Origin of the sequence: Nitrosospira lacus, assembly GCF_000355765.4 — a bacterium.
Lineage (GTDB): Bacteria > Pseudomonadota > Gammaproteobacteria > Burkholderiales > Nitrosomonadaceae > Nitrosospira > Nitrosospira lacus.
The window spans coordinates 824365-837118 of the sequence record NZ_CP021106.3 but is presented as its reverse complement, the minus strand read 5'-3'; the positions used below and the strand labels follow the sequence as shown (position 1 = coordinate 837118).

11 protein-coding genes and 1 riboswitch are annotated in these 12754 nt (G+C 54.7%); of the genes, 7 read left to right on the top strand and 4 right to left on the bottom strand.

All coding sequences use genetic code 11. From position 1 onward, the window contains the following. Positions 1-37 precede the first annotated feature (37 nt). On the bottom strand, positions 38-325 hold the full coding sequence (gatC, locus tag EBAPG3_RS03735) for an Asp-tRNA(Asn)/Glu-tRNA(Gln) amidotransferase subunit GatC (RefSeq protein WP_040851880.1): 288 nt from the start codon (positions 323-325) through the stop codon (positions 38-40). Between the two features lie 112 nt (positions 326-437). Between gatC and EBAPG3_RS03730 the strand changes: the two genes are divergently transcribed. From EBAPG3_RS03730 to EBAPG3_RS03700, 7 genes are all read left to right on the top strand, one after another. After that, complete coding sequence (locus EBAPG3_RS03730) at positions 438-1496, top strand: rod shape-determining protein (RefSeq protein ID WP_004176601.1); 1059 nt, start codon at positions 438-440, stop codon at positions 1494-1496. Positions 1497-1568: 72 nt separating this feature from the next. Then, positions 1569-2477: a rod shape-determining protein MreC gene (gene mreC / locus EBAPG3_RS03725; RefSeq protein ID WP_004176597.1), complete on the top strand. Its 909-nt coding sequence runs from the start codon at positions 1569-1571 to the stop codon at positions 2475-2477. Further along, positions 2464-2985: a rod shape-determining protein MreD gene (mreD, locus tag EBAPG3_RS03720; RefSeq protein ID WP_004176595.1), complete on the top strand. Its 522-nt coding sequence runs from the start codon at positions 2464-2466 to the stop codon at positions 2983-2985. The genes mreC and mreD overlap by 14 nt, the downstream gene beginning before the upstream one ends. Beyond that, on the top strand, positions 2982-4889 hold the full coding sequence (gene mrdA, locus EBAPG3_RS03715) for a penicillin-binding protein 2 (protein WP_004176594.1): 1908 nt from the start codon (positions 2982-2984) through the stop codon (positions 4887-4889). Before mreD ends, mrdA begins: the two co-directional genes overlap by 4 nt. Further along, positions 4882-5982: a rod shape-determining protein RodA gene (gene rodA, locus EBAPG3_RS03710; RefSeq protein ID WP_004176592.1), complete on the top strand. Its 1101-nt coding sequence runs from the start codon at positions 4882-4884 to the stop codon at positions 5980-5982. The genes mrdA and rodA overlap by 8 nt, the downstream gene beginning before the upstream one ends. Before the next feature lie 58 nt (positions 5983-6040). Further along, positions 6041-7156 carry a septal ring lytic transglycosylase RlpA family protein gene (locus EBAPG3_RS03705; protein ID WP_004176590.1) on the top strand — a complete coding sequence of 372 codons (1116 nt, stop codon included), beginning with the start codon at positions 6041-6043 and terminating at the stop codon, positions 7154-7156. Between the two features lie 301 nt (positions 7157-7457). Then, positions 7458-8708: a pyridoxal-phosphate-dependent aminotransferase family protein gene (locus tag EBAPG3_RS03700; RefSeq protein WP_004176588.1), complete on the top strand. Its 1251-nt coding sequence runs from the start codon at positions 7458-7460 to the stop codon at positions 8706-8708. 73 nt (positions 8709-8781) lie between these two features. Here EBAPG3_RS03700 and metF read toward each other — a convergent pair whose 3' ends face one another. The 3 genes from metF to metK all read right to left on the bottom strand — a co-directional run bounded on the left by metF (position 8782) and on the right by metK (position 12494). Continuing rightward, a complete protein-coding gene (metF, locus tag EBAPG3_RS03695; RefSeq protein ID WP_004176587.1) occupies positions 8782-9627 on the bottom strand; it encodes a methylenetetrahydrofolate reductase [NAD(P)H] in 846 nt (281 codons plus the stop codon). An 84-nt stretch (positions 9628-9711) separates the two neighbouring features. Then, a complete protein-coding gene (gene ahcY / locus EBAPG3_RS03690) occupies positions 9712-11133 on the bottom strand; it encodes an adenosylhomocysteinase (protein WP_085922079.1) in 1422 nt (473 codons plus the stop codon). Between the two features lie 69 nt (positions 11134-11202). Next, positions 11203-11280: riboswitch (S-adenosyl-L-homocysteine riboswitch) on the bottom strand. Positions 11281-11312: 32 nt separating this feature from the next. Continuing rightward, positions 11313-12494 carry a methionine adenosyltransferase gene (metK, locus tag EBAPG3_RS03685; protein ID WP_040851876.1) on the bottom strand — a complete coding sequence of 394 codons (1182 nt, stop codon included), beginning with the start codon at positions 12492-12494 and terminating at the stop codon, positions 11313-11315. Positions 12495-12754 lie beyond the last annotated feature (260 nt).

Sequence of the window (12754 nt, the reverse complement as noted above, 5' to 3'; positions counted from 1 at the left end):
AAATGCGTCGCCGGCAAACCTGAGAATTTGTTCAGAATCACTCGATGACTTTCGGCACCAGGTATAGCCCCGCTTCCACCTTGGGCGCTATCGACTGGAACAATTCGCGCTGATCGACCTCGGTCACCACATCCGCGCGGAGGCGCTGCATAACCTCCTGAGCGTGGGACACAGGTTTTATCGCCGACGTATCCACCGCCTGCATTTCCTGGATCAAGCCGAAGATGTCCGATAACTGCGCCAGCGCGGTATGTGCCTCATCCTCGCTGATTTCAATGCGGGCCAGGTTTGCGACGCGTTTTACATCATCCAGAGACAGTGACATCGCCGCCAAAACCCTTATATTCAAATAGCTAATAGAGTATCATAGCCGGCCTGACCGACGCATTTTTTTCGCGCGCTTTTTATCACTGTCATCTCCAACGGATTTCGTTTACATGCTTAATTTTATTAACAACAACATACTGAAGGGTTATTTTTCCACTGACATGGCGATTGATCTGGGTACCGCCAATACCCTGATTTACGTTCGCGGTCAGGGCATCGTGCTCAACGAGCCTTCAGTAGTGGCAATACGCCAGGATGGCGGCCCAAACGGCAAGAAGATAATTCAGCAGGTAGGGCTGGCAGCCAAGCAGATGCTGGGGCGCACACCCGGCAATATCACGGCGATCCGCCCCATGAAGGACGGCGTCATCGCCGACTTCACCGTTACCGAGCAGATGCTGAAGCACTTTATCAAGAAGGTGAATCCGCCTCGGCTTTTTTCTGCCAATCCGCGCATTGTCATTTGTGTTCCCTTCGGTTCCACTCAGGTGGAGCGCCGTGCCATCCGCGAGGCAGCCTATGGCGCCGGAGCACGCAAGGTGGAGTTGATCGAGGAGCCGATGGCCGCGGCCATCGGTGCCAACTTGCCGGTCGAGGAGGCTACGGGCTCGATGGTGGTCGATATTGGCGGCGGCACTACGGAAGTGGGTGTGATATCGCTGGGCGGTATCGTTTATTCAAACTCGGTACGCGTCGGGGGTGACAAGTTCGACGAGGCCATCATCAATTACATTCGCCGCAACTATGGCATGCTGATCGGTGAAGTCACCGCCGAATTGATCAAGAAGGAGATCGGTTCCGCCTTTCCGGGATCGGAAGTACGTGAAATGGAAGTCAAGGGACGCAATCTGGCGGAAGGCATTCCACGCAGCTTTGCCATTTCCAGCAATGAAATCCTTGAGGCACTGACCGATCCCCTGAACAGTATCGTCAGCGCGGTCAAATCCGCGCTGGAACATACGCTGCCCGAGCTCGGAGCGGATATTGCCGAAAAAGGCATGGTGCTGACCGGTGGCGGTGCATTGCTGCGTGATATTGATCGCCTGCTGATGGAAGAAACCGGCTTGTCGGTAATCATTGCGGAAGACCCGCTTACTTGCGTCGTGCGCGGGTCGGGTGTCGCGCTGGAGAATATGGATCATCTGGTCGGTATATTTGCCAGTGATTAAATGGGTCGGCGCATTCCTCTCAACCCCCGGCGGAACGCACTCTGTATTGGGAATCCCCGAAACTGAGACGTAATGGAAATGGCCCCGCAGTTTTTCAGGCAAGGCCCCAGCTTGCTGGCTCGACTGGGATTTTTTGTATTACTGTCTTTGCTGCTGATGGCGGCTGATACCCGGTTTAAATATCTCTCCGAAATTCGCCAGGCTTTCAGCGTAGTGATTTATCCATTACAAAAACTGGCTAACATACCCACAACGATCTATGACGCGGGCAGCGGATTTCTCGCCAGCCAGCATTCGATAGACGAAAACGAATATCTCAAGCAGCGGCACCTTGCGGACCGCGGACAGCTCCAGCAGCTCCAGGCGCTGGAAGCCGAGAATTCACAATTGCGCAAACTGCTGGAAGCCGCGCAGCGTATGGAAAGCAAAGCTGTCATGGCCGAGATTCTCCACGTCCCGCGCGATCCATTCAACCGCAAGGTCATACTTGATAAAGGCAGCCAGAGTGGTATCCAGCCCGGCCAGGTGGTGGTGGACGATGCAGGCGTGGTGGGGCAGATTACTCGCAACTCTCCGTGGCTGTCTGAAGTCACGCTCATTACCGACAGGGATCACTCGGTGCCGGTGCAGATCGTCCGTAATGGCTTACGTTCGGTGGTCTCCGGCACGGGCAAGGATGGATCGCTGGAATTGCGTTATGTGGCGGTTAACACCGATATCGAGGAAGGCGATATGCTGGTGACTTCCGGCATCGATGGTGTTTATCCGCCCGGTCTTCCCGTGGCGGTGGTGTCGAAAATCGAGCGCAATCCTTCTTATGTCTTTGCCCGTGTTATCTGCACACCTGCGGCGGGAGTGGACCGCCACCGGCAGCTGCTGATATTGTCCGTGATGGCAACCGCTACGGAAAATCCGGTGGACGCGTTCGAGATCAAGCCCAAGCCGGAGGGCAAGAAGCGAGAAAAAGTTGGCGTTCGCTGATCATCCCAGGCAGGAAATTCTGCGGCCTGTTAAAGGTTCATTCATCTTTCTTAGCCTGATGCTGGCGCTGCTGCTGAACCTGTTACCGTTAAAGGATGCGTTGCTGACGTTCTGGCCTGATTTCACCGCGCTGACGATTCTTTACTGGTGTATCAATCAACCGCAGCGGGTTGGTATGAGTACCGCCTTTGGCATGGGCTTGTTAATGGATATCGGCAATGCCGGGACATTCGGCCAGCATGCCCTGGCATACAGCATCATGGCTTTTGCCGCGTTGCTATTCCAGCGGCGCTTGTATAATTTTGGTCTGCTGAAGCAGGCTCCCCAGATGGGACTGATATTGCTCATGGGGCAGTTTGTCGTGCTTCTGACCTGGCTACTGGATGGGGCGGATTTTCCCGGTTGGGATTTTTTTCTTGCCAGCGCTACCGGCATTATGTTGTGGCCGCTACTGTCATTGATATTGAGAATACCCCAGAGGCCCAAGTCTGATTCCAATGCGTTATGAAGCGAACGGTAGAGCTTCGTAATCACCCCCGCGAACTGCATCATTTCCGGGTACGGCTGGCCATTGGCGCCGTGTTCGTGCTGCTGCTGTTCCTTCTGCTATTTTCCCGATTCTTTTACTTGCAGGTATCGCAACGCGACCACTATCACACGCTGGCGGAAGCTAACCGGATATCCATTGCACCCATCGTACCTAACCGGGGACTGATTTTCGACCGTAATGGCGAAGTGCTGGCACATAACTACTCGGCCTATACGCTCGAAATCGTGCCAAGCAAGGTAACCAATCTGGAAGCTCTCATCAATGAATTATCCACTGTAATCGAGATAGCAGCCCGAGACCGCAAGCGTTTCAAGAAACTGATGGACGAGAGCAAGCGATTTGAAAGCCTGCCCATTCGCACTCGTTTATCGGATGTGGAAGTGGCGCGCTTCGCCGCCCATCGCTATCGTTTTCCTGGAGTGGAAATTAAAGCGCGCTTGTTCCGCCAGTACCCGAAAGGGGAAATTGCGTCACATGTGGTGGGTTATATTGGCCGCATCAACGATAAAGATCTGGAACAGCTGGAGGCCAACGAAAACCTGGCCAACTATCGCGGCTCGCTGTATATGGGCAAGATCGGCATCGAACAAAGCTACGAGAAGGAGTTGCACGGTATCACCGGCTTCGAGGAAATGGAAACTGACGCGGCCGGCCGGGTAATAAGAGTAATATCCCGTACCCCGCCAATCTCAGGCAATAATCTGACGTTGTCGATCGATATCAAGTTGCAGGAGGTTGCGGAAAAGGCGTTTGGAGACCGGCGCGGCGCGCTGGTAGCCATTGACCCCGCTACCGGCGATGTACTGGCATTCGTCAGCAAGCCGGGCTTCGATCCCAATCTGTTTGTCGATGGTATCGACTCGGAGAACTGGGATTTGCTGAATAACTCCATCGACAGGCCGCTGAACAACCGCGCTTTGCGCGGATTATATCCACCGGGTTCCACATTCAAACCATTCATGGCGCTGGCCGGCCTGGAGCTGAAGAAACGCACGCCTCAGCAAGGAATCAGTGATCCCGGATACTTCAGCCTGCCTGGCAGCACCCACCGCTTCCGTGACTGGAAAGCGGGTGGCCATGGCTATGTGGATCTGCATAAATCTCTGGTCGTGTCGTGCGACACTTATTATTACGGGCTGGCCAATGACCTCGGTATAGACAACATTTTCAACTTTACCGGCCAATTCGGGCTAGGAAAAAAAACCGGGATCGATATCGAGGGCGAAGCCAGTGGCCTGTTGCCCTCGCAAGAATGGAAAATGAAGCGATACAAGCAGAAATGGTACGCGGGTGACACCATTTCCGTGGGTATCGGGCAAGGCTACAATCTGACTACACCCCTGCAACTGGCTTTCGCGACCGCCATCCTTGCCAGCAAGGGTGCCGCCTTCCGCCCGCACCTGGTAAAGCAGGTTCACAATAGCAGGAATGGGGAAGTGCGCGAAATCGTGACGCAACCTCTATACACGCTCAATCTCAACCCCGTTAATCTGACGCACGTTCAAAACGCGCTGATAGCGGTAACCCGGCCTGGCGGCACCGCGGCGCTCGCCGGTGCGGATGCCGCCTATACCTTCGCGGGGAAGACGGGTACGTCGCAAGTGGTCGGCATGAAGCAAGGAGAAAAATATGTGGAGAGCAAGGTTCAGGAACGCCATCGCGACCATGCGCTGTTCGTTGCCTACGCGCCCACGGAAAACCCCAGAATAGCGCTGGCGGTGCTGGTGGAAAATGGCGGTCACGGCGGCGCTACCGCCGCACCGGTCGCCAGGCTGGTAATGGACTATCATCTGCTTGGCAAGTTGCCCGCAGAAGCCGCGGCAAAGGCCATCCCTGAAGACGAGGAGGGTGCGCATGATTAAGCCCTTGCGCTTATGGCACTACCTCACGCGCTATGTGGATGGGTTTCTGCTGAGCGGAATTCTGCTGCTGATGCTGACTGGCCTGGCCACGCTGTATAGCGCCACCGACGCAAACCTGAGTCGTGTCACTAATCAGGCGATCAACATGCTGGTGGCGCTTGGCATCATGTGGCTGATTGCGAATATCCCGTTGCAGCATATCATGCGTATCGCCCTCCCGATATACGTAGCCGGTCTTTTCCTGTTGCTCGGCGTGGCGCTGTTCGGTGAAATCAACAACGGTGCGCGACGCTGGCTGAACATTGGTGTGACGCGTATCCAGCCTTCCGAGTTGATGAAAATAGCTGTGCCGCTGATGATGGCGTGGTATTTTGACAAGCATGAGGCCACTCTGCGGCTCAGGGACTACGCAGTCGCCACGTTGCTGCTCCTGATTCCGGTCGTGATGATCATGCGGCAGCCGGACTTAGGCACCGCATTGCTGATTGCATCCAGCGGTTTCTACGTTCTGTTTCTCACCGGGCTGTCGTGGCGCATCATGGCCGCACTGCTGATCGCCGGAGCTGGCAGTCTGCCAATCCTGTGGTCGATGATGCACGATTATCAGCGCCGGCGTGTCATGACGCTGCTTGATCCGACACAGGATGCGCTGGGGGCCGGCTATCACACGATCCAGTCCACTATTGCCATAGGATCCGGTGGTGTCCTCGGCAAAGGCTGGCAAAATGGGACCCAAACCCATCTCGATTTCCTTCCGGAGAAAAGCACCGATTTCATCTTCGCAGTGTTCTCGGAGGAATTCGGATTGGTCGGCAATTCATTACTGTTGCTGCTATACCTGATGGTAATCGGCCGCGGCATGATTATTGCCGCCAATGCCTCGACCCAGTTTACCCGGCTTATCGCCGGCTCGATCACGCTGACTTTCTTCACTTATATTTTCGTCAACATCGGCATGGTTATCGGTATTCTGCCCGTGGTGGGCGTACCGCTGCCGCTGATCAGCTACGGCGGCACGTCAATGGTGACAATGCTGCTGGGATTTGGTATTTTGATGAGCATACAGACGCATCCTAAACTGGTAAAAACGTAAGGAAGATTGATTCGGGATCAAGAAGCGTCTCATCCACTATTCTGGCAGTCTGCCGGACTTGAAGGAATCAAGCAAAAAAGTGACAGGGCGAGTACAGGTTCTAAGGATCATCGCGGCAGCCATGGTAGTTTTTATCGCGGGCTGCGGCAGTGTCCTGAAACGCGATAACATGGGCAAAACACCTTCCGCCGCATCGGTAAAGCCGGCTATTGCGGCAAAAAAGGGCGGTTATTATCTGGATGACGGGCCCGGCGACAACCCGCCGGCTGACCTTGCTTCCATCCTCGACGCTGTTCCGCGGCATGAACCCCTGCGCCAGGCCAACATGCGGCCTTATGTCGCGCTGGGAAAATCCTACACGCCGATGACCACCCTGGAATCTTACCGGGAACGCGGGGTAGCTTCCTGGTATGGCCGCCGTTACCACGGACAGAAAACAGCATCCGGCGAAGTCTACGATATGTACACCATGACCGCCGCCCATACCACGCTGCCATTACCCAGCTATGCCCGCGTCACCAACATCCAGAATGGAAAATCCGTGATCGTGCGCGTCAACGACCGTGGACCATTTCATTCTGACCGCCTGATCGATCTTTCCTATACCGCAGCCCACAAACTCGGTGTGCTGGATGGTGGCAGTGCCTGGGTGGAAGTGGAAAGCATCCTGCCGGGCACAGGAGCCTCCATGCAGGTTGCAGCGGCACCTGCCCTAGTAGCGAATTCGGTCCCCATCTTTAACCCTGCACCGGCTTCTACACCAGCCCCCGCATCTTCCCCTTCAGCTGCTGCCAGTCGGGAAAAAACAGCCCAGCGTCCGGTTGGCGTAGAGCCGCAAAATGAAGAAGCCAAGCCGGATTTAATCGAAGCAGCCTATTCGCCCACGTTGCCATCCGGCGCATCCGTTCGCGACGTTGCCGATGCGCAGGTTCCCACGGGTACAAGCGGGGTCTACCTGCAATTGGGCGCATTCAGCGCCTACGATAATGCGGATAATTTCCTCGCTCACATGCGGTCAGAACTTCCTTCATTGACCCCTATCCTTGGCATTGTTTCGAAAGATGGCTTATTCAAGGTTCACGCCGGACCTTATCCCGATCACGCTGTAGCCCGGCAGGCAGCCGATAAAATCGCTCAAGTGCTTTCCATCAAGCCGATGGTGCTGGTCCGTTAGTAGTGAGTATTGAGGCTAGCCTGATTCCTTGCCGCCCTTTCACGAGGCTGGCTGCCTGACGCAACTATGCAATATTCATTTCCCAAAGACGGAACAAAGTACGATCTCTAGCCGCTCTGGCAAGAATTGATCTATGCGCGCATCGACTTTGCGCCTATACGCGTGTCAGCGCCAGCGCGGCAGCTGTCATTTTCCACCGGTTACAGCTCACGTGCACTTTCACTAATAGCCAATTCCCCCGTCACTTGATAGAATCGGACCTTCCGTTAAGTTAATCAGTCCACTACATTCAGGATCAACCATGACTACCAAGAACTTCTACCCCACCAAAAAGATCGGTACGTTTTATCCCCCGCAGCGTGTCTTGATGGGACCGGGGCCGTCGGATACCCACCCGCGCGTTTTATCCGCCATGGCCCGCCCGACGCTGGGCCACCTTGATCCTGTATTCACGGATATGATGGAGGAGTTGAAAAGCCTGCTGCGCTATGCCTTCCAGACCTCCAATCTGCTGACCTTTCCGGTTTCCGGTCCGGGGTCGGTCGGGATGGAAATGTGTTTCGTCAACATGGTCAGTCCGGGCGATAAGGTAATTGTGTGCCGCAATGGCGTGTTTGGCGGGCGCATGATCGAGAACGTGCAACGCTGCGGCGGTATCGCAGTGGTGGTGGAGGATAAATGGGGTGCGCCGGTTGATCCACAAAAAGTGGAAGATGCATTGAAACAGAATCCTGATGCGAAGGTCGTTGCTTTCGTCCATGCCGAGACGTCCACCGGCGCTCTGTCGGACGCAAAATTACTATGCGAAATCGCGCATCGCCATAATTGTCTCACCATTGTGGATACCGTCACCTCGCTGGGCGGCTCCCCTCTCAAGGTTGACGAATGGAAGATCGACGCGATTTATTCCGGCAGCCAGAAATGCTTGTCATGTCCACCGGGTCTGTCCCCAATAAGCTTTTCGGAGCGTGTGGTGGAACTGGTCAAGAATCGCAAAGGAAAAGTACAAAGCTGGTTCATGGATTTGAACCTGCTGCTCGGTTACTGGGGAACCACCCGTACCTACCACCACACTGCCCCCACCAATGCTCTATATGCATTGCACGAGGCCCTGTTCATGCTGTATGAGGAAGGGCTGGAACATTCCTGGGCACGCCACCAGCGCAACCACACGGCGCTGAAAGCGGGGCTGGAGACGCTCGGTATTGAGTACCTGGTGGAGGAGAAATCTCGCCTGCCGCAGCTTAATTCGGTCTACGTGCCGGAAGGCATAGACGAGAAGGAAGTGCGCCGCAGGCTGCTTGCAGACTACAGCCTGGAGATCGGTGCGGGGCTGGGTGACCTCGCCGGGAAGATCTGGCGTTTCGGCCTGATGGGTTATTCGAGCAAAATGGAAAACGTGATGCTATGTCTGAACGCACTGGAGACAGTATTCTCTGATATGGGCAAGAAGATTGAGTACGGTACGGCCGAGGCGGCGGCGCACTACGCCTATGCGGCCAATCCCCTGCCGCAGCAGGCCGCGCCGGTAAAGGCTGTAGCGGTAGCCTGATGCTGAATCAGGCCGGACAAACCCATTTTTCCCTGCACAAGAAAGGGAAAAATGGGTTGTGCCTTATTTCGAATTACAACCCCAGTCGTTGCCAAATGGTGGTCGTCAATCCCGCCGAATTCAGTGTATAAAAATGCAGGCCCGGCGCACCGGCGCTGAGCAGCCGGTCACATAAATCGGTCACGACATCCAGTCCAAACGCGCGTATTGATGCGCTGTCATCTCCATAGCCTTCCAGTTTTTTCCTGATCCAGCGCGGGATCTCCGCACCACAGGAATCTGAAAATCTTGCCAGCTGGGAGAATTTATTGATTGGCATGATGCCAGGCACGATGGGAACGCCGATTCCCATCGCTTCACACGCTTCAATGAAATTGAAGTAGGCGTCCGCATTGTAGAAATACTGGGTGATGACGGAATCCGCTCCAGCCTCCACCTTCCGTTTGAAGTTCAGCAAATCGTCCTGCGCCGAGCCCGCCTGAGGATGATATTCCGGATATGAAGCCACTTCGATGTGGAACGCACTACCAAATTCCTTGCGGATAAATCTCACCAGTTCATCGGCGTAACGAAATTCCCCCCACTGCGCCATACCTGAAGGCAGATCGCCGCGCAGGGCGACAATATGGCGAATACCCCCATCGTGGTATTTTTGCAACATGGAACGAATATTTTCGCTGGTTGAACCGATGCAGGAAAGATGGGGTGCGGCCGCATAGCCCTCCGCCTGAATTTCCAGCACTGTTTCCAAAGTGCGGTCCCGGGTCGATCCGCCCGCGCCAAATGTCACTGAGAAGAATTTTGGGTTAAGTTGGGCCAATTGTCTGCGCGTAGCGCGCAATTTCTCTATCCCCTCGCGCGTTTGCGGTGGAAAAAACTCGAAACTGAAAGTGGGAGCGAATCTTTTTTGTGATTCCATCTGGCATCAACTACGGGGGCTCAGAAAAGATACGACAGAATTAGCCATCTCTTTCTCTCCCCGCCGCTCTGAGATCCTGGAATGTCAGTACCGGTACATCGCCGGCTTATAGGGTCCGTTTTTATCCAGATTCAGATACTTCGCCTGCTCATCGGTAAGCGCGGTGAGCTTGACCCCCAGCTTCTTGATGTGCAGACGCGCCACTTTCTCGTCCAGATGCTTGGGCAGCACATACACGTTTTTTTCATAACGGGTGCCATTTTGCCAAAGCTCCATTTGCGCGAGCACCTGGTTGGTGAATGAACTGGACATGACAAACGAGGGATGGCCGGTGGCGCAACCCAGATTCACCAGACGCCCCTGCGCCAGTACGATGATACGCCGGCCTGACGGGAAAATGACATGATCCACCTGTGGCTTGATGTTTTCCCATTGATATTTCTGGACAGAGGCAATATCTATTTCAGAATCGAAATGGCCGATATTGCAGACAATGGCCTGGTCTTTCATTCTCAGCATGTGATCATGGGTAATGACACGCAGGTTACCGGTAGCGGTGACGAAAATGTCAGCCTGATCGCAAACTTCATCCATGGTGACGACACGATAACCTTCCATGGCCGCTTGCAGCGCGCAAATCGGATCGATCTCGGTAATCCACACGGTTGCTCCCAGACCACGCAAGGATTGGGCGCAGCCTTTGCCCACGTCGCCATAGCCACACACCAGTGCAATCTTGCCGGCAATCATCACATCCGTAGCACGCTTGATGCCATCCACCAGCGACTCACGGCAACCGTAAAGATTATCGAACTTGGATTTGGTAACCGAGTCGTTGACATTGAATGCCGGGAATGGCAGCTCCCCTTTCTTTTGCATTTCGTATAAACGGTGAACGCCGGTAGTCGTTTCCTCCGTTACACCACGAATATTCGCAAGTCTGCAGGAATACCAGCCAGGCTGAGTATCCAGTCTTTTCCGGATTGCCGCGAACAATGCATGCTCTTCTTCATTGGCTGGATGGGCGATGACCGATGGGTCTTTTTCCGCCCTGCTGCCAAGAATGATCAGCAGCGTTGCATCGCCACCGTCGTCCAGAATCATATTGGGCGTACCATTCGCACTCGATTGCTCGTCACCGGACCACTCAAAGATGCGGTGGGTATATTCCCAATAATCATCCAGCGACTCACCCTTGTAGGCAAAAACCGGAATGCCTTTCGCTGCGATGGCCGCCGCCGCATGATCCTGGGTGGAAAAGATATTGCACGAAGCCCAGCGCACTTCCGCTCCCAATTCGATCAGGGTCTCGATCAGCACCGCTGTCTGAATAGTCATGTGGAGCGAACCGGCAACACGCGCGCCTGCCAAAGGTTTTCCGCCGGCATATTCTTCCCGTAGCGCCATCAGGCCGGGCATCTCGGTTTCAGCAATGGCTATTTCCTTGCGCCCCCATTCCGCCAGGGACATATCGGCAACTTTATAATCGGTAAATTCGCTGCTCATAAGCGTAGAGGCGGGGGCAGGTATAGATGCAGGACTGAGCACAGCGTTCATGGAACAAATCTCCTAAAAAATGAACGAGCGCCGTTATTGCGATTCTCCCCCGCCGAGCCTCGCGGGACTCTGCCCGTCGCAGCGCTCCTCAGTGGGGGAGGAATTGAAGCTAACATGACCTTCTCTGCTTATGCCTCAACCGCGACCTCGATTCCCGCATCGGCGCGAAGTCGTGCGGCTTTATCGGTGGCCTCCCAGGTGAATTCCGGCTCATCCCGCCCAAAGTGGCCATAGGCGGCAGTCTTCTGGTAAATTGGACGCAGCAGATTAAGAGTATGAATAATAGCACGAGGACGCAAGTCAAAATGCTGTTCGATCAGCTTGACGATTTTATCGTCGGAAATCTTGCCGGTTCCGTAAGTATCAACCATGAGTGAAACCGGTCGTGCCACACCGATAGCATAGGCTATCTGCACTTCACATCTGCTGGCAATGCCCGCGGCAACGATGTTCTTGGCGACATAACGCCCGGCGTAGGCTGCGGAGCGATCCACCTTGGATGGATCCTTGCCAGAGAAAGCACCGCCGCCATGGTGCGCCGTCCCGCCATAGCTATCCACGATGATCTTGCGGCCGGTCAACCCGCAGTCGCCCATTGGTCCGCCCACCACGAAGCGGCCGGTAGGGTTGACCAGATAACGAGTCTGACCATTCAGCATATTTTTCGGAAGTACCGGCTTGATGATTTCCTCGATTACCGCTTCACTCAGTTCCGCGTGGGAGATGTCCGGATTGTGCTGGGTGGATATCACTACAGTTTCGATGCGTTGCGGCTTACCATTCAGATAGCGTACCGATACCTGCGACTTGGCATCCGGACGCAGCCACGGCAGGCGTCCATCTTTTCTCAGCTCCGCTTGCCGCTCCATCAAGCGATGGGCATAGTAAATCGGCATCGGCATCAATTGCGGCGTCTCGTCGCACGCATAGCCAAACATCAGTCCCTGGTCGCCTGCCCCCTGATCCATTTCCTCTTCCTTACTGCGATTTACCCCTTGTGCAATATCAGCGGACTGTTTGTTGAAAGCAGTCAACACGGCACAGGTATGATAGTCAAACCCAATATCGGAGCTGTTGTAACCGATACGCTTGACGGCCGAGCGCGCGACTTGCATATAGTCAACGTTGGCCTCGGTGGTAATCTCCCCTGACATAACGATCAGACCCGTGCTGCACAAGGTCTCGCAGGCTACTCGCGCGTTGGCATCCTGAGCCAGGATGGCATCCAGAATTGAGTCGGAAATCTGATCCGCCACCTTGTCGGGGTGGCCTTCAGATACGGATTCGGAAGTAAAAAGGTATTCACTCATGTTATCCAGCCGCATATAGTTTTATGAAGGGACTGTAGAATACCAAATTACGCGCGTATTAAGAAGAGAGACAATAGTACAGTCAGCTTATACAACTTCCGCTTTGCTCATATCCGTGCAGTATCGCCCCTGCGACGGTACATGTGGCCGCGGCTCGTGCCAAGCGTATATCACCACGGTCATGATGATGCGCCTGATTTCTTTTCCTTCTCTTTCCGCATCCTCCGGCGTGCGACACAGGGGTCTTCGTTGACCGCACT